Here is a 22,629-nt window from a genome sequence, read left to right on the forward strand (position 1 = left end):
ACATGTGGAGTCCACCGACAGCCGCGCGAAGGCTGCGTATCGGGCACCTCATCATTTCCGTTGGACGCCGGGCCGAAGCGAATCCGTACCGGGCCGAGGACGTCTTGACCGTGGCCGAGGGTGGTTGCGGGCGGCGGCTCGTCATCACTTCGACGGATCGCCGGGCCGGGCCGATCCACCCAATGGGCGAGGTAGCGGCGAGGCCGCTGTGCTGTGATGGAGGGTATGCGGCGGCCCTGGTTCGAGGATTGGCCTGCCTGGCAGCGGGACGGGCTGATGGCGGCCGCGTGCTTCGCTGTGGGCAGCCTGCTGCTGCTTGTGAACGCGCCGCTCGTGGTGCGGTTCGGCGCTGCGGCGGACGTGCCGGTGACCTGGTGGGCGCCCTATGTCGCGTTGGCCGCGATCTGCTGCACGCAGGTCTTGCGCACGCGCGCGCCGATCGCGGGCCTGCTGGCCGGAATCGTGGTGACGGCTGCGGCCGTGCCGGTGGCCGGGCTGAGTCTCGGTGCGCTGTATGTGCTTTCGGATCTGCTGTACAGCGCGACGATGAACAGTTCGCTGCGCGCCAATCGGATCATCATCGGCGTCACCGGTTCCACGGTCGCCGCGGTCGGCGTGAGTGTGGCGCTGGCGAGCGGGGACTGGCGGCTCGGGCTGCTGACCGTGCTGGGAGTGGGCGCCTTCCCGCTCATCCCGGTGTGGTGGGCCACCGAGGTGCGCTCGCATCGGGCCATGGCCGACGCCGCCCGCGAACGCGCCGACCAGCTCGAGCGCATCGCGGAGCTGGACCGCCGCGCCGCCGTCGTCGCCGAACGCGCCCGCATGGCCCGCGACCTGCACGATGTGATCGCCGGCCACCTCTCGGCCATCGCCATCCAATCCGAGGCCGCGCTCTCCATGGTCGACGGCGACCCCGAGATCACGCGCAAGGTCCTGCTGTCGGTGCGCGAGAACAGCGTCGCCTCCCTCACCGAGATGCGCGCCATGATCGGCCTGCTGCGCTCGGACGACCCGAACGCCCCCGAACCCCGCACGGCCCCGCCCCGGCTGACGGATCTGGATCCGCTGCTGGATTCGGCGCGCGCGGCCGGACTGGCGGTGCGCTCGCACATCGACACGCCACCGGATCTGCCTGCGGCGGTGGATCTTTCGGCCTACCGCATCGTGCAGGAAGCGCTCACCAATGCCGTCAAGCACGCGCCGGGCAGCCGAACCGAGGTGACGCTGTCCCGGTGCGAGGACACGCTGCTGATCGATGTGACCAACCGTGCCGCCGTCGGCGCACCCGCAAGCAACGGCGCCGCCGCGGCCCACGGACCCGACGGCGGTGTCCCGGACCACGAAAGCGGCAAGGGTGGAACAGGTTTGAGCAATATGCGGGAGCGCGCTCAGGCGGTGGGCGGGACCTTCGCCGCCGGTCCCTGTGACGACGGCTGGCGGGTGCGTGCGGAACTGCCGATTTCAGGAGGAGTTGGGTGACGGAATCCATTCGGGTGCTGCTGGCCGATGATCATGCCGCCGTACGGGCCGGGCTGGCGATGATTCTCGGTGCGGCGGAGGGGATCGAGATCGTCGGTGAGGCGGCGGATGGGCTGGCCGCGGTGCGCAAGGCCACCGCGCTGCGGCCGGATGTGGTGCTGATGGATATTCGGATGCCGGGGCTGGACGGAATCGAGGCCACGCGGCAGGTGGTGGGGCAGGGGATTGCCCAGGTGCTGGTGCTGACCACCTTCGATGTCGACGAATATGTCTATGGCGCACTGCGTTCGGGTGCGGCCGGGTTTCTGTTGAAGTCGGTGGAATCCGCGCGGCTCATCGAGGCGGTGCGGCTGGTGGCCGCGGGGGACGGGGTGCTGGAGCCGAGCGTCACCCGGCGCGTGATCACCGCGTTCGCGGATGCCGTGCCGACGCCGGCCGAACCGCCGCCCGGCTTGACTGATCTGACCGATCGTGAGCGCGATGTGCTGGAATGCCTCGGGGCGGGGCTGTCGAATCAGCAGATCGCGCGGCGGCTGATGATCGGTGAGGCGACCGTCAAGACGCATGTCTCCCGCGTGCTGGCCAAGCTGGATCTGCGCTCGCGCGTGCAGGCGGCCATGCTCGCCCGGGATGTGGGGCTCGGCGGTTAGCGCACTGCGCTGCCCTCGAGCCACTGGTCCCAGGGCAGCCCCCAGTCGCCGTTCTGCCAGACCTGTAGGGGTTCGCCGCCGGTATTGCGGATCTCGACGACGTCGCCGGGCAGTGCGAAGTTGTAGAACCAGCTCGCGTGGTCGGTGCTGAGGTTGAGGCAACCGTGCGAGACATTGGTGTTGCCTTGCGCCCACAGGGTGGCGTCGAGGGCGTGCAGGTAGACGCCGTCGGTGCTGATTCTCGTTGCCCAGCTGATGGTTTCGCGGTAGCCGAGGCGGGAGTTGATGGGCAGGCCGTAGGTGGAGGAGTCCATGATCACCGGGTTGGCCTTGTCCATGACGGTGTAGACGCCGGGCTGGGTCCAGAAGGAAATCGTGGTGCCGCCGATGGTTTCGCTGCCGCCCTGGCCCATGGAGGTGGGCATGGTGCGGACCAGGTTGCCGTTCTCGAACACTTCGATCCGATGCGTGCGGTCGTCGGCGACGGCGATGTGGGCGGGGCCGATGGTGAAGGTGGTGGCGCTGTCCTCCTGCCCGAAAAGTCCCGGGCCGAGTTGCGCGCCATAGATGTTCGCGGTGACGGTGACCCGGGTGCCGGGCTGGTAGTAAGCCTGTGGCCGCCAGTGGACATTGCGGGCGTCGAGCCAGTACCAGGAGCCTTCCACGGCCGGATCGGTGGTGACGGAGAGGCGTTTCTCGGCGGCCGCCCGGTCGGGTATGTCCTCGTCGAAGTGGGCGACGACGACCGTGCCGATGCCGTAGGTGCCGCCGTCGGCGAGAGGTTGGCCGCCGGTGGTCGTCAGGTACGCCTTGGTCTGGTTGCTCGGTGTCAGGGTGGTGAAGGTCGAGGTGATCACGCCGGTCGGTCCGTCGTCGCTGACGCCTTCGGCCTGCACGGTGTAGCTGCGGCCATAACCCAACGGTCCGTTCGGTTTCCATGTCGTCCGGTCGGGAGTGAACACGCCCTCGATCGAGCGGCCCTCCTCATTGGTCATGATCACCGTCGTCAAGGCGCCGCTGCTGATCTCGACCTGGATCGCGGCCGTGGGGTCGACATTCTGTGCACCTTGCGCCGGTTCGAACGAGATCGATTCGGCCGCAGCCTCTTTCCCGCCGGAACCGGATCCGGAGCAGGCCGCGGCGAGCAGGGTCAGCACCGCGAAAACCACTGCGGCGACGAGAGATCGGTGGCACCGTGATGAACTGGACATATCTCTCGACTCCCCGCTTCCCGCCGGAGGTAAACAATGCTGGTGGGCGGTCTGCTGCCGGATTGCGAAAGTTTTCAGGCGTACCGGTGGTTCGGTGAAGATGCGCCGGACATCGCACGGAACCCTGCCGCTGGGCCGCGCCCGCCGGTAGCGTTGACAGTGGTGCCGTTCGAGGATGTCCGGCGTTACGGGATGTGGTGTGCAGTGTGGGGTTTCGATGTGTCGCCCAGGCAATCCCTTGGTGAGTCGGTTTTGGCCGAGCTGCGGGAGCGGGCCGTCGCGGACAAGGTAGCGCTGCGGGTCGGCGTCGTGCTGGAGAACAATGGCGCGGTGCTGCTGTTGGAGCGCGATCCGCAAGGTCCGGGACGCAGTCCGCTGAGTCTGCCCGGAACCATTGTGCGACCGGGGGAGCCCTTGGCCACGGCGGTGGCGCGCGCAGTATTCGAGGAGACCGGTCTGTCGGTTGTCGATATCGTCCGGCATCTGGGCAGCTTCGACTATCTGTCGAATGCCGGAAAGCCGGTGCGGCGCGAACATTTCGCGGTCGACGTGGCCGGATTCGGGCCGATCCAGCTCTCCAACTACGCCGGATACCGGTGGGTTTCTCTCGATGGGGAACTACCGGTGACGCCGTCCATTCGCGGGATTCTCACCACCTATCGGAGCTGATGCGGCGACCGCCGTAACAGATTGTTTGCCCGCGCCATCCGAATGATCCGCGGCCGCGAATACACCGTGATCGTGTGCATGCCCGATCTCCTGTATTCCGTGGCCTGGAGGAGTCCGCCAGATGGCGCTGCAGATAATCGTGCCGGTGCTGTTCGCCGTCGTGGCACTGCTGATATTCGTGGTCGGTGATCGCCTGCGGCCCAAAACCTGGCGGCATGCGGACGATGAAGCCGCGGGCACCATGGTCACCGATCTGGTCAATATGTTCTTCGCGGCCATTGTGGCGTTCGCGGTCGTCATCTGCTGGCAGCAGTACGACAATGCCACCGCGCACACCGTGGCCGAATCCAAAGGGCTGCTGACGGTCTACTCGGCCGCCAATGATCTGCCGGACAAGGACCGCAGGGAAATCCAGGGCCTGGTCGAGGATTACACGCACGAGGTCCTCACCGACGAATGGTCGGAAATGGCGAAGCATCGCCGCCTGAGCGAAACCACCCAGACCACATTCGACGATCTCAGCGACGCGGTGGGCGCGGTGGAGTCCACCGAACCTGCGGTGCAGGACGCACTGGAACAGGCGGGCGCGGGCCTGGACGCGATCTCCGAGGCGCGCTACGACCGCGGCCTGGACGCCGAATACCGGATGCCCGCGTATCTCTATGTGGCGCTGTGGTTCGGCACGGGCATGCTGCTGCTCGGCACGGTGCTGTCCGGTGTGGGCGTCACCAAACGCAGTCTGCTCATGACCGGGCTGTTCGGCCTCGTGGTCGGTGGCGTGGTGCTCGCGGTCTACAACCTCGACGGTCCGTTCACCGGCGGCAATGTGGTGTCCAAGAGCGCTTATGAACTCGCGCTGAGCCAATTCGAGCATCTTGCCGCCACGGCCCCGGCGCAGACCATCCTGCCGCGCTGACTTCAGCCGCGAACGAGACACCCGCACACGGCGTTCGGAGACACGGCGTGAAAGACAAGACAGTGCCTGGCGACCAGACGGTGCCCGGCGACAAGACGGTGCGAACGCGGTGGACCGCACGAGGATTCGCGGTTGCGGCGGCGGTGCCCGTCGCGGCGGCGCTGCTCGCGACGCAGCCGGCGCCCGTCCGGGCCGAGCCGGGGCTGCCGGATGTCATCGGCGAAATCATCAGTGGCAGTGCGGGAAACGATGACGCCGGTCCGGTGGCCGAGCCGTCGGGTAGCTCGCTCGGTCTCGGCAGCGGGAGCGCGTTCTCCGGCAGTGGCGGGCCGGGCGGCGCCACGAACTCCGGCAGCGCCACCGGAGTCGACAGGGGCGGCGCCACGACCGGCAGCGCACTGGGGGTGGGACCGGGCCCCGTCGCCGCGGGAGTGCCGCTCGATACCGGTAGCGGGGCGGGGCAGATCGCCACCGGCGCAGGACCATTCGATACCGGCAGCGCACTCGGCGCCGGCGGTGCGCTCAGTGGCAGCGCCGGAGCTGCCAACACCCTCGCTCGCGGCATCGAAGTACTCGGCCTCGAACCGGCGGCCGCGAACCCGGTGGCCGGCACCCTCGGTGAAACCCTCGGCCTCGAATCCGGCAGTGTGCTGACCGCCTGCACCGGCAGCGCTGTGGTCGGTGTCGGCGCAATACTTCTCGGCATTGCCACCGGCAGTGTCAGCGGTTCCGGATTGCTGGGCCCCGGCTTCGTCCCCGGCTCCAGCGGCCTGGTCGGCCCGGGGTCCTCCGGTGCGGGCAGCGTCGTGGTGGGCAGCGCAGTCACCGGCAGCGCACTGCTGACTTGCCTTCTGCTGCTGCCGGTTCCGGAGCTGCCCGCGCCCGCCATCCCCCTGCTGCTGCCCCAGGCTGTCCCCGCGCAACTCGCGCCCCCGCCGGAGCCCGCGCCCGTCCCCGAACCGGTGGTCGTTCCACCGCCGCCCGTGGTCGCGCCGCCCGCTCCCTACGACCCGCCCGAGGCCCTGTTGCCCATCCCCACGTCCGAGGACTGGTCGGCCCTGCAGGTGATGACCGTCCTGATCATCACCATCATCGCCGCCACCCGCGTGAAGCGGGGCGCGCGCGACTGATCACTGCCGGAACTTGCCTTCCAGTTCGGTCAGCGTGGCTTGCAGATCGGCCTGATCGTTGGTCTTGAAGATCCCGCGATACCCGGACTCCGCCCGGATGGCCGCCTCGACGGCCGGATCATGGTAGATCTCCACGAGTTTCAGGTACGTCGGATTGTCCTTGTCGGCGGCCCGCGCCGCGAAGACATTGATGTACTGCTTCAGGTTCGGCCGTTCCGGATCATCGCTGTAGATGATCTGCTCATTGGTGAGCCCGGCCGGACCGGCGAAGGTGTCGTCCACGAACGCGGCATCCACGCTGTCCAGCGACTGTGCAGTCAGCGTCGGATCGATGGTGGTGAGCTGCACCCGGGAGGCCGCCCGGTCCACGTCCTCGATCTTGGAATCCCAGCTCGCGCCGTTCCGCAGCGTGATCAACCCCGCCGCGGCCAGGCTCAACAGCGGTCGCACCTGATTCGCGGGATTGTTGCTCAGCGTGATCTCGCCGCCCTGCGGAATCTCGGTCACCGACCTGTGCTTCTTGGAGTACAGCGCCAACGGGAACACCTCGGTCGCGCCGATCGGCACCAGGTTCTGATTGTTGCGGGCGTTGAAATTGGCCAGGTAGCGCACATGCTGAAACTTGTTGAGGTCGATCTGACCCTGTGCCAGCGCCGGATTCGGCTGGTTGTAATCGGAGAAGCTGACATATTCGATGGTGATGCCTGCCTCGGCGGCCTTCTGCCGGAAGACCTCCCAGTGCGGCAGCGCGAGATCGTTCACACCGATACGCACCACATCATCGCGGTGTTCCCGGCCACAGCCGGCCGTCACGGCCAGTGCCAGCAGCAGGGGAATCACCAGGATACGGCCCAGTTTTCGCATTTCAGCCAAGCTAGGTGCGCACCGCGCGCAGTCGCCAGGGTTTTGCTCGCGCGGATCACAACCATGGCTCCAGCGTGGTGAGCGGGGTTGCATGGCCGGGGTTCGATTTCGACTATCCATTCGGGAGCACGAGTGAAATTCAAGCGGGGACTGGCGATCCCGGTCCTGGTGGCGGCAGCCGTCGGCCTCACCCTCACGGCCACGGCATGCGGCAGCGACGACAGCGCCTCCGGCACAGTTGTGAAGATCGGCACCACCGAGAGCAGCCCGGAGTGGGATGTCTTCGAGAAGAAGGCGGCCGAGCAGGGCATCACCCTGAAGATCACCCGCTTCTCCGACTACTCGCAGCCGAATCAGGCGCTGGCGCAGCAGCAGGTCGACGTGAACCTCTTCCAGCACCTGCAGTTCCTCGGGCAGTTCAATGAGGCCAATGATCAGGATCTGACGCCGATCGGAGCCACCCAGGTGGTGCCGCTGGGGCTGTACTCCAAGAAGCACAACTCGCTGGCCGACATCCCGCAGGGCGGCGAGATCGCCATTCCGAACGATCCCACCAACCAGGCGCGGGCACTGTTCGTGCTGCAGTCGGGCGGGCTGCTGAAGCTCACCGGCAACCCGCGTCAGCCCACCCCGGCCGATATCGACAAGGCCGCCTCCAAGGTGAAGGTGACGCCGGTCGACGCCGCGCAGACCGCGCTGTCGCTGCAGTCGGTGGACGGGTCCATCATCAACAACACCTTCCTGCAGAAGTCCGGCATCGATCCGAAATCCGCGCTGTACAAGGATGATCCGAACAGCCCGGGAGCCGAGCCGTACATCAACGCGTTCGTCACGCGGGCCGCGGACAAGAACAATCCGACCTATCTGAAGCTCGTCGAGATCTGGCACGGGGCCGAGGTGCAGGCGGCCGTGCAGGAGACGTCCAAGGGCACCGCGGTCGAGGTGCGGCGCGGCGGACCGGAACTGGAGCCGATTCTGGCGCGGGTGCAGCAGACCATCCGCGAGACCAAGTGAGCGCGACGGCCGACGCCGCGGTCGAATTCCGTGCGGTCAGCAAGGTTTTCCGGACCGGGAAGCAGGAGCACACCGCGCTCGCGGAGGTGGATCTGCGCATCGAGAAGGGCGAGATCTTCGGGGTGATCGGCTATTCGGGCGCGGGGAAGAGCACCCTCGTCCGGCTCATCAACGCGCTCGAAAAGCCCTCCGGCGGAAGCATTCTCCTGTCCGGCCGGCCGATCACCGGGGTGCCGGAGTCGCGGGTGCGGCAGCTGCGCCGCGATATCGGCATGGTGTTCCAGCAGTTCAATCTGTTCCGGTCGCGGACCGCCGCCGGGAACATCGAGTATCCGCTGAAGGTGGCGGGCTGGAAGCGGGCCGAACGCAAGGCTCGCGTCGCGGAACTGCTGGAGTTCGTGGGGCTTTCGGACAAGGCCAAGAGCTACCCGGATCAGCTGTCCGGCGGGCAGAAGCAGCGCGTGGGCATTGCTCGCGCACTGGCCACCTCGCCGGCGCTGCTGCTGGCCGACGAGGCGACCTCGGCGCTGGACCCGGAAACCACGCAGGAGGTGCTGCGGCTGCTGCGGAAGGTCAATCGGGAGCTCGGCGTCACCATTGTGGTGATCACGCACGAGATGGATGTGATTCGCGCCGTGGCCGATCGGGTGGCGGTGCTGGCCGAGGGACGCATCGTGGAGCTGGCCGATACCTTCGACGTGTTCGCCGCCCCGCAGGCCGCACCCACGCGCTCCTTCGTGGAGACGGTGCTGCACAACCGGCCCGACGCCGGGGAACTGCGGCGACTCGGGGCCAAGTATCCAGGGCGGCTGGTCACCGTCGACATCGACGACCAGCGCGGCATCGGCAAGGTGCTGGCCATCGCCGTACGGGCCGGGGTGAACTTCGAGATCGTGTACGGCGGCGTGAGCACGTTGCAGGACAAGACCTTCGGCAGTATCACCCTCGCCCTGGACGGCTCGGCCGAAGCGGTGGACGGTGTGCTCGCGGCGCTCGCGCAAGGCGTCGCGCCGGTACGGAGGACCGCATGAATCCAGGGACCATCAGCACGGCGAATCTCGCTGCCGTGGACACCGATTGGGGCAAGCTGCGGCCGGTTCTCACCGAGGCCATCGGCACCACCGTCTACCTGGTGTTGCTCACCTTCGTGGTGGGCGGCGTCATCGGGCTGGCACTGGGCACCCTGCTCTACACCACGCGCAAAGGGGGCCTGCTGGCCAACGCTCCGGTGAATCTGGTGCTGAACGTGCTGGTCAACGTGGTGCGGCCGATTCCGTTCATCATTCTGCTGGCCGCATTGGGCCCGATCACGCTGGAGGTCATCGGCACCACCATCGGCACGGAGGCGGCGGCGTTCGTCATGATCGTGGCGGCGTCCTTCGGCATTGCCCGCATTGTCGAGCAGAACCTGGTGACCGTGGATCCCGGGGTGATCGAGGCCGCGCGCGCCATGGGGGCCGGGCCGGTGCGGATCATTCTGACACTGCTGATTCCGGAAGCGTTGGGGCCCTTGGTCCTCGGGTACACCTTCGTGGTCATCGCCATTGTGGACATGTCGGCCATGGCGGGCACCGTGGGTGGCGGGGGACTGGGTGACTTCGCGCTGGTCTACGGGTATCAGCGGTTCAACTGGGAGGTGACCCTCGTCGCCACGCTCATCATCATCGTGGGCGTGCAGGGGATCCAGTTCCTCGGGAACTGGGCGGCCCGCAAGGTGTTGCGGCGCTGACCTGCGCCGGCGGCGGTCGTTTCCTCCGGCCGCCGCCGGCGCCGCTCACCTCAGTGTGCTGATCCAGCGACGGGTATCGGCGGGGTCGATGACCGCGTCGAGTTCGAGAACCGTTGCGGCGGTGAGCGCTTTGCCATTCGCGTAGGCGGCTTGGACGAGCGCGTCGAAAGCCTGCTGCCGCTGCTGCGGATCCTCGATGGCCGCCAGCTCCTTCGCGAAACCCAGGCGCACAGCGCCTTCCAACCCCATGCCGCCGATTTCGCCGGTGGGCCAGGCGATCACGAATCGCGGTGCGCGGAATGATCCCGCCGCCATGGCCTGTGCGCCCAGCCCGTACCCCTTGCGCAAGATGACGGTGCCGAACGGCACGTCCAGCGCCGCCGAATCGATGAACAGGCGGCTGAACTTGGTCACCGTCGCGTGCTGCTCGGCCTCCGGTCCGACCATGAAACCCGGTGTGTCGCACAGCGAGACGATCGGCAGCCCGTGTTCTCCGCACATCCGCAGGAAGGCGCTGAGTTTATCGGCGGCGGGTGCGTCGATCGCCCCGCCGAGATGATGGCAATCGTTGGCGATCAGCCCGAACGGCCGCCCCTCCACCCGCACCAGTGCGGTGACGAGGCCGACGCCCCAGTCCCGCCGCAACTCCAGCACCGACCCGAGATCGGCGACGGCTTCGATGGCCGCGCGAATGTCGAAGGCCCGCAACCGATTCTCCGGCACGACGTGCCGGGCCAGCCGCGGATCCGGCGACTCCCACTCGGTCACCGCGCCCTGGAAGTACGCCAGGTACCGCCGTGCCAGATCCACTGCTTCCGCCTCGTCGGCGGCGACCACGTGCACCACCCCGTTGCGGCGCTGCACGTCGATCGGCCCGATGTCCTCCGGTGCGTACACCCCCAGCCCGCCACCCTCGATCATGGCCGGTCCGCCCATTCCGATATTGGCGTCCGGCGTAGCGATGACCACATCGCACATCCCCAGCAGCGCGGCGTTTCCCGCGAAGCAGCGACCGGAGACGATCCCGATCAGCGGCACCTTCCCCGACAGCGCCGCCATGGTGCGGAACGTGCCGACATCCAGCCAGGAGATCCCGCCGTGATCGGTGTCCCCGGGCCGTCCGCCCCCGCCTTCGGTGAAGAACACCACCGGAAGCCGTTGCTCCCCAGCGAGTTCCAGCATGCGATCGGTTTTGGCGTGATTGCGCACACCCTGCGTCCCCGCCAGCACCGTGTAGTCGTACGACATGACCACCGCCCTGGCCCGCTCGGCCCCGAACAGGCCCGCATTGATCGTGGCCACCCCCGCCACCAACCCGTCCGCAGGAGTGTTCGCGATCAGATCCTCGATACTCCGCCGCGCTCGCTGCGCCGCGATCCCCAGCCCGCCGTACTCCAGAAAACTGTCCGCATCAACCAGATCGGCCAGGTTCTCCCGCGCGGTCCGCCGCCCCAGTCGATGCCGCTTGGCTACCGCCTCGGGCCGCGCGGCATCCAGCGTCGCCGCGTGCCGGGCACGCACCTCGGCCAGGTCATCCCGTACCGAATCCAGATCCACCGCAGCCGATTCGGCGGCGGCCCCGTCGTGATCGGCGGCGGTCCAGGTCAACAGCACCGCATGCGGGTCCACGACCGCACCCGCGCCGACGATATGCCGCACCACCCGCAACGGTGTGTCGGCCCGCAGCACATGCTGCATCTTCATGGCCTCCAGCACCGCGATCTCCGCGCCCGCGGCCAGCAGTGTGCCCGGTTCCGCCAGCGAAACCACGGTCGCGCCCATCGGCGAGTGCAGCGCGACCTCGCTCTCGGTCAATTGCGGCCCGCTGACCCCTTGCTGCGGTGTCATGGTGTGCTCCGGCAGCGGGAGCGCGTATTCACTTGTGCGCGTCAGGAACTCGTCGAGATGTTGTTCGAGCCAGGTGGTCGTTACGGGTCCGGTGTGCACCAGGTCGTCGAGCAGCGCGCGCAGCAGGCTGAGGTTGGTATCGACTCCGACCAGCACGGTTTCGGCGAGTGCGTCCGAACAGCGTTGCAGGGCAGCGGAATACGTAGGAGCCTGCGCGATGATCTTGGCCAGCAGCGAGTCGAACCGCACGCCCTGGCGCATGCCGATCTGCGCGGCGGTATCGACTCGCACGCCGATTCCGGTCGGCGCGTCGAACCGGGTGATCGTGCCGGAGCTGGGCAGGATCGTGCCGTCGGCGGTGATCAACTCGGCATTGACGCGGGCCTGCACCGCGAATCCCCGTGGCGCAGGGGTTTCCGTGAGCCCCAACTCCGCCAGCTTGCGGCCTCGCGCCAGATCCAATTGCACCGCAACCAGATCGATGCCGGTCACCATCTCGGTGACGGTGTGCTCCACCTGTAGCCGGGGATTCACCTCCAGGAACCACACGCCCGCCGCGCCGACCAGGAATTCGACCGTGATCACGCCCCGGCAGTTCACCGACTCGGCGATCCGCACCGCGTACTCGTGCAACCGATCCCGCACTGCCGCATCCAGATCCGGTGCGGGCGCGACCTCGACGACCTTCTGATGCCTGCGCTGCACACTGCAATCACGATCGCCGAGCGCCACGGCCGCGCTTCCGTCCGCGACGATCTGCACCTCGATATGCCGCGCGTCGGCGGCGAGCGCCTCCGCATACACGGTGTCGTCCCCGAACCCGGCGAGCGCCTCGGCGCGGCTGTGCTCGTACACCTCCCCAAGCTGCGCGGGATCCCGCAGCACCCGCATCCCCCGGCCGCCACCTCCGGCCGCGGCCTTCACCATCACCCCGGCCGGATGCGCGGCCAGCAACGCCGCGATCTCCTCCGGCCCGGCCCCCGCGCGGGTAGCCGGAAGCACCGGCACCCCGGCCTGCTCGGCCGCCGCCCGCGCCGCGACCTTGTCCCCGAAGACCCGCAACACCTCCGGCGACGGCCCCGCGAAAACCAGCCCCGCCGCCGCGCATTCGGCAGCGAAGTCGGCGCTCTCGCTGAGGAAGCCGTACCCGGGGTGCACCACGGCCCCGGGGCCGTGTCCGCCGGCGGCGGTCACCATGGCCGCCATGTCCAGGTACGCCGCCGCGCCGTTCCCGGGCAGCAGCACCGCCTGATCTGCCAGGCGCACCGGCAGACTCGCGGCCTCGTCGGCCGTGTGCAGCACCACTGTCGACCATCCGCGTTCGCGGGCCGTCCGCAGCACTCGCACCGCGATCTCGCCCCGATTCGCAATCACCACTCGCACCCGGCCCAGTCTGTGCGGGAATGGTGGTCACGACAAGGGGGCACGCGGGTTGAAATCGGAGGCGGCGGCCAGTTCGGTGAACAGGCGGCGTTCGGTGTCGGAGAGGTGATCCGGCACCAGGATTCGGGCTTCGGCGTACAGGTCGCCGGGATCCCCCTGCGGATTCGGGAAGCCGCGGCCGCGCACCCGCAGGCGGCGGCCACTGGAGGTTCCGGGCGGCACCGTGAGTGTCACTGTGCCGCCGGGGGTTTCGAGGGAAACGGAGCCTCCGAGCGCCGCTTCCCAGGGGGTCAGGGGTAGATCCACGGTGATGTCGCGGCCGTCCAGCCGGTATCGCTGGTGCGGCATCAGGCGGATCACCAGGAACAGGTCTCCGGCCGGGCCGTCCCCTTCGCCCGCCGCGCCCCTGCCGCTGAGTCGAATGCGTTGCCCGTCAACGACTCCCGGCGGGATGGCAACGCGCAGTCTGCGCCATTGCGCACCGGCGGGCAGGGTCACCGGGCGGGGACCGCCTCGGAAGGCTTCCTCCACCGTGAGTTCGAGTTCGGCCTCCTGGTCGGCTCCCCGGGCCGGTTCAGGTTTCGCGTGGGCGCCCAGGAATGTGCCGATGAGATCGGCCAGGTCGAATCCGGAACCGAACGGTGAGCCGGAATCCGAACCGACCCAGACTCTTTCCCCGGGTGGCTCCTGGCGGCCGTCGTAGCGTTCGCGCAGGCGCGGATTCGAGAGCACGCGGTGGGCTTCCACGACCTCCTTGAAGCGCTCTTCGGCCTCGGGGTCAGTGCTCACGTCCGGGTGGAGGCGGCGCGCGAGGGTGCGGTAGGCGCGCTGGATCTCGTCCTGATTCGCGTCGCGGCTCACCCCGAGCGCTGTGTAGTAATCCCGTTCCGCCACCCGGTTCTCACCCTGCCTCGGCTCTACCGGTGCGAATACCCCGTGGGCGGGTGGGTTATTCGAGGGCGGGCGCGGTTTCGGGCTCAGCCGAACAGGCCGCCCAGCGCGCCGCCGCTCTGCCCGGCCTGCTGGCCGCCGCCGGTGCCGCCGATCAGACCGCCGGGCGGCAGCTCGGACGGCTGCACCACGACGAACCCGCGGCCGGAGAACTGCAGGGTCATGCCCTCGCCCGTGCTGCGGCCCATGAGCCGGCCCAAGCCGAAGGAGTCATTGCGCTTGATCCCGGTTTGCAGGCTCGACGACCACGCCACCGCGGCCTGCGGGTCGGCATAGGTGGGCGCGTCCACGTTCAGCACCACCGGATGCCCGTGCGTGGTGATGGCAATGCGCCCGCGTCCGGTGAACACGCAGTTGAAAAACCCTGCGTTGCTGGCATATCCGGCCGCGCCCTGCACCCGCTTGATGTCGTAGCGCAGGCTCGAATCGAAGGCCAGGACGTTCGAACCGTTGATGGTCAGGCCATCGGTTCCGTCCAGGTCGATGGTGTGCACATCGGCGGCGCTGTCGGCCAGGAACAGATCCCCGTGCCCGTTCACCTTCATCAACGGCACGCCTTCACCGGTGAGCCGCTGCTGAATGGCCCGCCCGATGCCGCCGGACCCGAGCGCCTGGAAGTGCAGATCACCCTGATACGCCACCATGGATCCGGCGCGCGCCATCACCTCGCCCTGCACGGCGACCTTGATCATCTTCCCGTTCTGCTTCTGAATGCCGACGCCATTGACCTCGGCATGACTCGGGCTGAACAGATCGCTCTGCATCGGCTGTGCTCCTTGCTGAGAGGCGAATCCAGGCGCCTGGGCGGCGGGCTGATATGGCTGTGGCGGGGGCGCCTGCGGCGGGTAGCCGGGCGGCTGTCCGCCTGTCGGCTGATACGGCTGCGGCGGTGCGTACCCCGGTGCGGGCGGCGCGGCAGCGTATCCGGGAGGCGTCGCGCCGCCCGGCTGCTGCGAATAGCTCTGTGCGGGTGGGGGAGTCGGAGGCTGCGTCGGCGGGGCCGGTTCGTCGTCCACGTTCACGCCGAACGCCGTGGCGATCCCCGCGAGCCCGTTGTCGTACCCCTGCCCGACCGCGCGCACCTTCCACGCGCCTTGGCGGCGGTAGATCTCCACGCACACCACGGCCGTCTCGGTTGTGAGTCCGGTGAGCGGGAAAGTCAGCGTGCCGGAAGGGGATCCGATCGTGGTGGTCAGTGCCCCGGCGCTGGCGAGGGTCGCTGGTCCGCGCCCGTCCAGACTGGCTGTCACGACGACCTTGTCCACGTCGGGCGGCAGTGCGCTGGTCGTGACGTCGACCATGTCGCCCGCGCCCTGCCCGTGCCGGTACATCACGCCCTGCGCGACCGGCTGGTTGAAGAACACGAAATCGCCGTCGGAGCGGACCTTGCCGTCGGTCCCGAGCAGCAGCGCCGAAACATCCAGTGGCGCGCCGCAGGTGACGGTGACCGTCATCCGATCTGCGGGTGCGGGACGGTTCTCGCCGCGAGCCAGCGTCGTCATCGCGTTCACGGCCTCCAGTCTGTCGTGAGTTCGGGCAGTACGCTACAACGCCGGGGCGCTGCCTCGGCGTGGGGTGGGGAGGGTGAAGCCCACGGCTGCGCCGCCGCCCGGGTTGGGGGCGGCGTGGACTGCGCCGCCGTGGGCGGCGATCACGTCGTGGACTATGGCCAGGCCCAGGCCGGAGCCGGGGGTGGAGCGGGTGGCGTCGGCTCGGTAGAAGCGGTCGAAGATGGCGGGGCGGTCGGCGGCGGGGATGCCGGGGCCCTGGTCTCGGACCGTGAGGCGGGGGCCGGACACCTCGACGGTGACGGGGGTGTCGGGTGGGCTGTATTTGGTGGCGTTGTCGAGGAGGTTGTCGATGGCGCGGGAGAGGGCTCGGGTGCGGGCTTGGACGGTGGCGGGGGATGCGGACGTGACTGTGATGAGGCGGGCTGTGCGCCTGCGGCAGCGGGCCGCGCAGTCTTCGGCCAGGTCGGCGAGCTGCAGGGGGATGGGGTCCTCGGTGGCGTACTGGTCCGATGCCAGGTCGACGAGTTCTCGGACCAGATCGTCGAGGGCTCGGGCTTCGTGGACGAGGGTGGTGAGGACTTTGGCCTCGTCTTCGGGGGAGAGGCGGCCGGCGGCGCGTTGCAGGAGTTCGGCGCTGCCTCGCACCGAGGTGAGAGGGGTGCGGAGTTCGTGGGCGGCGTCCTGGGCCAGGCGCTGTTGCTGGGCTCGGGAGACCCGCAGAGCGGCGAGCATGGTGTTGAAGTTGCGCGTCAGGTCGCCCACTTCGCCGCGGTGACGGTCGGGGAGGGTGGTGGAGAGGTCCTGGGTGTCGGCGATGCGGGCGGTGGTGGCGGCCAGGCGGCGGATCGGGCGGAGGATGCCGCCTATCGCGAGCCAGCAGAGCAGGGCGGCCACGGCCAGGGCGGCCGCGGTGATCCACATTGTGCGCGTGCGGACTTCGCTGTCGAGCTGTTCCACGCGCAGTGCCTCGGAATGATGCTGCGCCACCATGACCGCGCCGCCGCCCGGCCTGCCCTTGGTGAGGACGGCCAGTTCGGCACCGTCCTGTGCCACCTCGGTCTCGGCTTCGCCCGACCCGGCGCGGGCGATGGCGCGGTCGGTGTCGTTGACCGGCAAGGGTTTCCGGCCCGGGGTCAGGTGGGTGACGGTGCCGTCGGGGAGCAGGACCTGCTCGGTGGTGTCGGCGCGCTCCGGCACCGGCGCATTCGCTGCCACCAGGGCGAGCACGGTGTCGGCGCGGTCGGACATGCCGCGTTCGAGCTGATCGACGACCAGGGGCGCGACGGCGCGATAGGTGAGCATCATGGCCCCCACGATGGCCGCCGCCACCACGGCCACCGTGGCGAGAGTGATTCTGGTGCGCAGCATTACGACGGCCGGATGGTGTAGCCGACATTGCGGACGGTGTGAATCAGGCGGGGTGCGCCGCCCTCCTCGGTTTTGCGGCGCAGGTAGCCGATGTAGACGTCCAGGGAGCGGGATTCGGTGTCGAAGTCGAAGCCCCAGATGTCTTCGTAGATGCGGCTTTTCGGGAGTACCACGCGCTGGTTGCGCATGAGCATCTCCAGCACCTCGAATTCGGTGCGGGTCAGTTCGAGCAGGCGGTCGCCGCGGCGCACCTCCCGGGTCGCGGGGTCCAGGGTCAGGTCCGCCACGGACAGCACGTGCTGATCCACCTCGGGGGCATTGCGCCGCAGCAGGGCTCGCACCCGCGCCAGCAGCTCCTCGATATCGAAGGGCTTGCACAGGTAGTCGTCGGCGCCCGCGTCCAGGCCGGCCACCCGGTCGCCGACCTGGTGCCGGGCGGTGAGCACCAGGATCGGCACGCGGTTGCCCTTGCGCCGCAGGATGCGGCACAGCGACAGGCCGTCGAGCTCCGGCATGGTCACATCCACCAGGGCCGCGTCCGGTTGCTGCCGCTCGACGGCTTCGAGGGCTTCCAGGCCGTTGGCGGCCTGCTCCACCCGGTAGCCCTCGAATCGCAGCAGTTGATCCAGGGTGCTGCGCACATTCGGATCGTCCTCGACTACGAGAATCGTGGCGGGCACGAATTGCTGGGAGATCACCGAGCCATTCTCCATCGCATCGTTCAGCACCGGATCAGGGTGTGCGGCCTCGGACGCGGTCATGGCAGCCGTCGCCTCAGTTCGTCACCGGGGCCACCGCGATGGGCGGCACGGCGGCCACACAGTCGAGCGGGCCGGTGGCCCCGGTGCGGACGAAGGCGCCGATGATGCCCGCCGCGCAGCCGCTCGGCTCCATCTCCGGGACGTGGCCGGTATTGGGGACGGACACGAACGTGGCGTTGGCGAACTTGGCCGCGACACGGACGCCGTTCGCGTCGGGGGTGATGGCGTCGAGGTCGCCGGACATGACCAGCACCGGCACGTTCGGCAGCGCGGCGCGGATCTGGGCGGGGCGCTCGGCGGTGGTGGCGGGCCAGCCCAGGCAGGCGTCGCCGCCGTCACGCTGTGCGCCGGAGAATCCCTCGGCGCTGAACGCGCCCACCGTGCCGACCTGGTCGAGGGCCGCCCGGTACTGCTGTTCTCGTTGCGGCCCAGTGGCTTCCGGCGACCACAGCGTCGCGTAGTCGTTGCAGGTGACGGTCATGTAGAGGTCGATGTTCTCGTAGTTGGGCGCGGCGGCCGCCTGAACGGTCCACTCCCGCAACAGGGTGTCGTCGCCGCGCGCGGCCGCGTGCAGGGCCGCGGGCATGGTGCCCAGCAGGGTGGGCTGCTCGGGATGCGCTCCGACATCGGAGGTGCCTGTCTCGAACAGGAAACTGGCGAGCTTCTTCTCGTCGAGCCGCACCGGGTTCTCGCCGCCGACCTGGATCGGTGTGGTTCGCAGCCGGGCCGCCACCGTCTTCAGATCCGCCACCGCGGTATTCCCGTCACAGGCTTTGCTGCGGTCGCACACACGTTGCAGCGCACTGGAAACCGCCTCCGCGTTGGGCCGGTTCAGGGGATCGAAGTCCCACGGGTATGCCCCGGACAGCACCATGGACTGCACGCTGTCGGGATGCCGCTGCGCGTACATAGGCATGAGGTAGGTGCCGTAGGAGATGCCGTACAGCACCAGCTTCGGGATCTCCAGATGTGCTCGCACCGCGTCGAAGTCGTCGGCCGTTGCCGCCGAGGTGTATCCGGCCGCACGTTCGCCGAGCTGCTCGCCGCAGTGAGTGATGATCTCCCGCTGCCGTTCTCGCGTCGCGAGAGCGTATTCGCGTTCGTCCGCACCGCAATTCAGCGAGGTCGACACCCCGGTGCCGCGCGGGTCGATCAGCAGCAGGTCATGATCCTCGATCAGCCCGGTCCCCGTCATGACGGCGACCGCTTCGCCGGCCCGCTCGATCAGAGCCACACCCGGGCCACCGGGGTTCGGCGTGATGGTCCCCGCCGCCGGTGCGTTCGCATTGGTCCGCTGCACCCGGGCGTAACCCACCTGGATCTCGCCCAGATCCGGCCGCCCCGCCACCAGCGGCCGCATCACCTGGCCGCACTCGACCCGATGCCCCTCCACCGTCGGACACCAGTCCGGGGCAGCCGCCGTCTGCTGCGTTCCGCACGCCGTGAGCAATCCCGCCACGGTCGCCAGCGCGGCAATGCCGCTGATCACTGCCGATGCACTCTTGCGCTTTGTCATGGCAGTGATCCTGGGCCGCTCATGTCAGCGGTCAGCCAGAGCAATGGCAAAGGAATGTAAGAAGTTCCGGGGCTCAGGGAAGACGCCGGAAAACGGGAACGGGAGCGCCCTCGCAATGAGGTGCGCTCCCGCTCGCGGCAGATTCCGCTACAGGCTGACCGGGTACACCGGCTCCTGGATCTCCGGCTTGATCCGGTGCTCCACGAAGATGCCGTGCCAGATCATGAACACCAGCAGCGTCCACAGTCGCCGGCTGTGATCCAGCGGCCCGGTGCGGTGCTCCTCCAGCATGGCCAGGATCGCGGTCTTGTTCAGCAGGTGATCGGTCTGCGAATCCACGATCTGCTGGCGCGCCCAGTCGAACAGCTCCGGCCCGCGCAGCCAGTGCCGCAGCGGCACCGGGAAGCCGAGCTTGGCGCGGTTGAGCACATGCGGCGGGACGACGTCCGTGAGCGCCTGGCGCAGTGCGTATTTGGTGGTTTCCTTGGTGATCTTCTGGTCGTAGGGGATCTTCTCCGCGACCTTGAAGACCTCCGAATCCAGGAACGGCACACGCAGTTCCAGGGAGTTGGCCATGGTCATCTTGTCGGCCTTGACCAGGATGTCGCCGCGCAGCCAGGTGAACAGGTCCAGATGCTGCATGCGCGCGACCGGATCCCAGTCGCGGCCCTGCATGCCGTAGATGGGCGCGGTGACGTCCTGGTGCGTCCACTCGGGGCGGAATTCGCGCAGCACCGAACGCAATTGGGCGTCGTTGAAGCTGCGAGCATTGCCGTAGTAGCGCTCCTCCAGGGTGAGCGAGCCGCGGTGCAGCAGGCTCTTGCCGCGGGTGCCCTCGGGAATCCGGTCCGAGAGCTTGCCGGCCAGCTTGCGCACACCCTTGGGCAGGTACTCGAAGGGCTTGAGCGACAGCGGCTCCCGGTAGATGGTGTAGCCGCCGAACAGCTCGTCGGAGCCCTCGCCGGACAGCACCACCTTCACGTGCTTGCGAGCTTCCTTGGCCACGAAGTACAGCGGCACCAGCGCCGGGTCGGCCACGGGTTCGTCCAGGTACCAGACGATCTCGGGGATGGAGCTCGCGAATTCCTCGGGGCTCACGGTGCGGATGAAATGCTTGGCGCCGATGGCCTCGGCGGTCTCGGCGGCCACATCGGCCTCCGAGTAGCCCTCCCGCTCGAAGGCCGAGGTGAAGGTGAGCAGGTTCGGGTTGTGCCGGATGGCCAGGGCCGCAATGGCGGTGGAGTCGATGCCGCCGGAGAGGAACGCGCCGACGGTCACATCCGCGCGCATGTGCTTGGCGACCGAGTCTTCCAGGGCCTCGGCGATCTCCCGGTACCGGTTGGCCACGGTATTGGGCCGCTGCGAGACCGGACGCGGGTTGGTGGTGGGCGCGTACGCCGTCACATCACCGGGCTTGGGGAAGGGCACCACGCGGAACTGCGGGTTGAAGTAGCGGGTGACGCGCGGCGCCTGACCCGGTTCGATCCAGGCGTAGCAACCGGATTCGAGACGGCGGATGTCCTTGTGCAGGGTCTCCGGCTCGGGCACGTACTGCAGCACCGTGTAGTGCTCCAGGGCCCGCGGATCGAGGGCGTCCGAAAGCTCCAGCGCCGGAAGCAGTTCCAGCAGGCTCTTCTTCTCGCTGGAGAACGCCGTGCCGCCCTTGCCGGTGGCGATGAACAGCGGCTTGATGCCGAACGGGTCGCGTGCGATGAACAGCTTGTTCAGCTCGGTATCCCAGATGGCGAAGGCGAACATGCCGCGCAGCTTGCTCGCGGCCTTGGGGCCCCAGTAGTGGAAGGCCGCGACGATCGCCTCGGAGTCGCCCTCGGTCGCGAACATGGGTTCGCCGCCGAACTCGGCGCCGTGCTCGGCGGCCAGCTCCTCGCGCAGTTCGAGATAGTTGTAGATCTCGCCATTGAAGGTGAGCGCGTAGCGTTCCCGGTTCTCCGGCGGACCCCAGCGCAGCGGCTGGTGCGAGTGTTCGATGTCGATGATCGACAGGCGGTTGAAGCCGAAGATCATCCGCTCGTCGTTCCAGGTGCCCTTCTCGTCGGGGCCTCGATGGCGCTGGCAGTGCAGCGCTTCATACACCTGTGCGGCGGTCGTTTCGACGGTCCGCCCGTCCGGGGAAGTTGCCGTGGAAGCTGTCAGAAATCCGAGCAGGCCACACACTGCGCCGAGAACCTCGTTTCCGGAGTCGGGGATGGCGGCTCCCTCGACCGGGAGCGCGCAGGACGCGAAACTTACTGTCCGAGTATGCCGCACGCGTGCCGATCCCGCCGCCGGAGCCCGTAACCACGGCTTATCCGGTTTTCCTACCGAGGCGATCAGGTTCGCAGCGTGTTGAATGCGACCCGATCACAATGTCGCGCCCGGTTTGGTCTACGCTGCGTAGTACTCGGGAACTCCGAGGGTCAGCTGTGCGTTGCGCGCCGCCGATTCTCAGGTTTCCAAACGTGCTGAAAATGTGTCGCCCGGCGGTAGGGAGTTCGGGCGGCGCCGAGTCGGAATGACGACCAGGAAGGCGTTGAGCGTGGCGCACAAGGCGAGCGAAGCGATTGGGGCACGACCCGCCCAGGGTCGGCGCGGCCGTATCCTTCGCCGGGCCGGGCTGGCGGTATCCCTCGGGATCACCGCGATGCTCGTCTCCGGCTGCAACATCGACAATGAGGTGCTGCGGTTCGGCTGGCCTTCGGGTATCACGCCGCAGGCCACCCGCATGCGTGAACTGTGGACCTGGTCGGTCATCGCCGCGCTGGCGATGGGCGTGCTGGTGTGGGGTCTGACCTTCTGGACCGTCGCGTTCCACCGCAAGAAGGCGAACTCGCCGGAGTTCCCGCGGCAGACCGGTTACAACGTGCCGCTCGAGCTGAGCTACACCGCGATTCCGTTCGTCATCATCGCGGTGCTGTTCTACTTCACCGTGGTCGTGCAGAACTACGTGCACGAGAAGGTCGACAACCCGGATGTCGTGGTCGATGTGACCGCCTTCCAGTGGAACTGGAAGTTCGGCTACCAGAAGGTCGACTTCAAGGACGGCCAGGTCTACAACGGTGTCGACCTCGACCGGCAGTCGCTGAACACCGACATCCGCAAGGAATGCCTGGAGCGCAAGAACGAGGAAGGCCACGAGCAGCCCTGCCCGAACAACGGCCTGCCGTCCAACGACATCTCGTACCTGAACTACGACAAGATCGAGACCATCGGCACCTCCAACGAGGTCCCGGTCCTGGTCCTGCCGACCGGTAAGAACATCGAGTTCCAGCTGGCCGCCGCCGACGTCATCCACTCCTTCTGGGTGCCGGAGTTCCTGTTCAAGCGCGACGTCATGCCGAACCCGAAGGAAAACAACTCGGACAACGTCTTCCAGATCACCAAGATCGAGAAGGAAGGCGCCTTCGTGGGCCGCTGTGCCGAGATGTGCGGCACCTTCCACTCGATGATGAACTTCGAGGTTCGCGCGGTGTCGCCGGAGAACTTCAAGAAGTACCTGGCGGCGCGTGAGGCCGGTAAGACCAACGCCGAGGCGCTCGCGAGCATCGGTGAGTCGCCGGTCGCCACCAGCACCAAGCCGTTCAACACCGACCGCACCGCCCGCGGCGCGGGTCTCACCGAAGCCAAGTGAG

Annotated in this window: 18 protein-coding genes; 9 read left to right on the forward strand and 9 right to left on the reverse strand. The window is 68.1% G+C overall.

From position 1 onward, the window contains the following. Positions 1–225 precede the first annotated feature (225 nt). Together H0264_RS15965 and H0264_RS15970 are read left to right on the forward strand one after the other, a co-directional pair. A complete protein-coding gene (locus H0264_RS15965; protein WP_181584688.1) occupies positions 226–1,479 on the forward strand; it encodes a sensor histidine kinase in 1,254 nt (417 codons plus the stop codon). Continuing rightward, positions 1,476–2,129, forward strand: a complete 654-nt coding sequence (locus H0264_RS15970) for a response regulator (protein WP_276514544.1) — start codon at positions 1,476–1,478, stop codon at positions 2,127–2,129. Before H0264_RS15965 ends, H0264_RS15970 begins: the two co-directional genes overlap by 4 nt. Here H0264_RS15970 and H0264_RS15975 read toward each other — a convergent pair. Continuing rightward, a complete protein-coding gene (locus H0264_RS15975) occupies positions 2,126–3,340 on the reverse strand; it encodes a L,D-transpeptidase (protein ID WP_181584689.1) in 1,215 nt (404 codons plus the stop codon). The genes H0264_RS15970 and H0264_RS15975 overlap by 4 nt on opposite strands. Positions 3,341–3,592: 252 nt before the next feature. Here H0264_RS15975 and H0264_RS15980 point away from each other — a divergent pair, with 252 nt between their 5' ends. From H0264_RS15980 to H0264_RS15990, 3 genes are all read left to right on the forward strand, one after another. After that, the gene (locus H0264_RS15980) at positions 3,593–4,009 is read left to right on the forward strand and encodes an NUDIX hydrolase (RefSeq protein ID WP_181584690.1); all 417 of its coding nucleotides are present in this window, start codon (positions 3,593–3,595) and stop codon (positions 4,007–4,009) included. Positions 4,010–4,130: 121 nt separating this feature from the next. After that, a complete protein-coding gene (locus tag H0264_RS15985; protein WP_181584691.1) occupies positions 4,131–4,925 on the forward strand; it encodes a bestrophin-like domain in 795 nt (264 codons plus the stop codon). A gap of 47 nt (positions 4,926–4,972) precedes the next feature. Then, positions 4,973–6,055: a hypothetical protein gene (locus H0264_RS15990; protein ID WP_181584692.1), complete on the forward strand. Its 1,083-nt coding sequence runs from the start codon at positions 4,973–4,975 to the stop codon at positions 6,053–6,055. On the opposite strand, the gene H0264_RS15995 is transcribed toward H0264_RS15990, so the two are convergent. Further along, positions 6,056–6,919, reverse strand: coding sequence for a MetQ/NlpA family ABC transporter substrate-binding protein (locus H0264_RS15995; RefSeq protein WP_181584693.1), 864 nt, complete (start codon positions 6,917–6,919; stop codon positions 6,056–6,058). Positions 6,920–7,051: 132 nt separating this feature from the next. Between H0264_RS15995 and H0264_RS16000 the strand changes: the two genes are divergently transcribed. From H0264_RS16000 to H0264_RS16010, 3 genes are read left to right on the forward strand one after another with little or no spacing between them, the layout of a single operon-like run. Further along, complete coding sequence (locus H0264_RS16000) at positions 7,052–7,933, forward strand: MetQ/NlpA family ABC transporter substrate-binding protein (protein WP_181584694.1); 882 nt, start codon at positions 7,052–7,054, stop codon at positions 7,931–7,933. Then, positions 7,930–8,964, forward strand: a complete 1,035-nt coding sequence (locus H0264_RS16005) for a methionine ABC transporter ATP-binding protein (RefSeq protein WP_181584695.1) — start codon at positions 7,930–7,932, stop codon at positions 8,962–8,964. The genes H0264_RS16000 and H0264_RS16005 overlap by 4 nt, the downstream gene beginning before the upstream one ends. Next, positions 8,961–9,662 (forward strand): methionine ABC transporter permease, encoded by a 702-nt coding sequence (locus tag H0264_RS16010; protein ID WP_420832065.1) that lies wholly within the window; start codon positions 8,961–8,963, stop codon positions 9,660–9,662. Before H0264_RS16005 ends, H0264_RS16010 begins: the two co-directional genes overlap by 4 nt. A 45-nt stretch (positions 9,663–9,707) precedes the next feature. Here the strand turns inward: H0264_RS16010 and H0264_RS16015 are convergent, their stop codons facing one another. The 7 genes from H0264_RS16015 to asnB form a co-directional block, all read right to left on the reverse strand. Next, entirely contained in the window at positions 9,708–12,893 is a 3,186-nt protein-coding gene (locus H0264_RS16015) for an acetyl-CoA carboxylase family protein (RefSeq protein WP_181584696.1), read from the reverse strand. A 27-nt stretch (positions 12,894–12,920) separates the two neighbouring features. Continuing rightward, positions 12,921–13,787, reverse strand: a complete 867-nt coding sequence (locus tag H0264_RS16020) for a DnaJ C-terminal domain-containing protein (RefSeq protein ID WP_181584697.1) — start codon at positions 13,785–13,787, stop codon at positions 12,921–12,923. 83 nt (positions 13,788–13,870) lie between these two features. Next, a complete protein-coding gene (locus tag H0264_RS16025; RefSeq protein ID WP_181585590.1) occupies positions 13,871–15,346 on the reverse strand; it encodes an AIM24 family protein in 1,476 nt (491 codons plus the stop codon). Positions 15,347–15,388: 42 nt separating this feature from the next. After that, on the reverse strand, positions 15,389–16,723 hold the full coding sequence (locus tag H0264_RS16030; protein WP_181584698.1) for a HAMP domain-containing sensor histidine kinase: 1,335 nt from the start codon (positions 16,721–16,723) through the stop codon (positions 15,389–15,391). Next, entirely contained in the window at positions 16,723–17,436 is a 714-nt protein-coding gene (locus H0264_RS16035; RefSeq protein WP_231087067.1) for a response regulator transcription factor, read from the reverse strand. The genes H0264_RS16030 and H0264_RS16035 overlap by 1 nt, the downstream gene beginning before the upstream one ends. 61 nt (positions 17,437–17,497) lie before the next feature. After that, a complete protein-coding gene (locus tag H0264_RS16040; protein ID WP_181584699.1) occupies positions 17,498–19,000 on the reverse strand; it encodes an alpha/beta fold hydrolase in 1,503 nt (500 codons plus the stop codon). A 147-nt stretch (positions 19,001–19,147) separates the two neighbouring features. Then, entirely contained in the window at positions 19,148–21,175 is a 2,028-nt protein-coding gene (asnB, locus tag H0264_RS16045; RefSeq protein ID WP_181584700.1) for an asparagine synthase (glutamine-hydrolyzing), read from the reverse strand. Positions 21,176–21,512: 337 nt separating this feature from the next. On the opposite strand from asnB, the gene ctaC reads away from it, so the two are divergent. After that, complete coding sequence (ctaC, locus tag H0264_RS16050; RefSeq protein WP_181584701.1) at positions 21,513–22,628, forward strand: aa3-type cytochrome oxidase subunit II; 1,116 nt, start codon at positions 21,513–21,515, stop codon at positions 22,626–22,628. The last annotated feature ends 1 nt before the right edge of the window (position 22,629 follow it).

It is taken from the genome of Nocardia huaxiensis (assembly GCF_013744875.1).
GTDB classification, from domain to species: domain Bacteria; phylum Actinomycetota; class Actinomycetes; order Mycobacteriales; family Mycobacteriaceae; genus Nocardia; species Nocardia huaxiensis.

Excerpts from the sequence above, each read along its gene's own strand:
- H0264_RS15965 (WP_181584688.1), top strand. The coding sequence starts at position 226 with ATGCGGCGGCCCTGGTTCGAGGATTGGCCTGCCTGGCAGCGGGACGGG.
- H0264_RS15975 (WP_181584689.1), bottom strand. The coding sequence starts at position 3,340 with ATGTCCAGTTCATCACGGTGCCACCGATCTCTCGTCGCCGCAGTGGTT.
- H0264_RS15985 (WP_181584691.1), top strand. The coding sequence starts at position 4,131 with ATGGCGCTGCAGATAATCGTGCCGGTGCTGTTCGCCGTCGTGGCACTG.
- H0264_RS15995 (WP_181584693.1), bottom strand. The coding sequence starts at position 6,919 with ATGCGAAAACTGGGCCGTATCCTGGTGATTCCCCTGCTGCTGGCACTG.
- H0264_RS16010 (WP_420832065.1), top strand. The coding sequence starts at position 8,961 with ATGAATCCAGGGACCATCAGCACGGCGAATCTCGCTGCCGTGGACACC.
- H0264_RS16025 (WP_181585590.1), bottom strand. The coding sequence starts at position 15,346 with ATGACGACGCTGGCTCGCGGCGAGAACCGTCCCGCACCCGCAGATCGG.
- H0264_RS16030 (WP_181584698.1), bottom strand. The coding sequence starts at position 16,723 with ATGCTGCGCACCAGAATCACTCTCGCCACGGTGGCCGTGGTGGCGGCG.
- H0264_RS16035 (WP_231087067.1), bottom strand. The coding sequence starts at position 17,436 with ATGGAGAATGGCTCGGTGATCTCCCAGCAATTCGTGCCCGCCACGATT.
- H0264_RS16040 (WP_181584699.1), bottom strand. The coding sequence starts at position 19,000 with ATGACAAAGCGCAAGAGTGCATCGGCAGTGATCAGCGGCATTGCCGCG.
- ctaC (WP_181584701.1), top strand. The coding sequence starts at position 21,513 with ATGACGACCAGGAAGGCGTTGAGCGTGGCGCACAAGGCGAGCGAAGCG.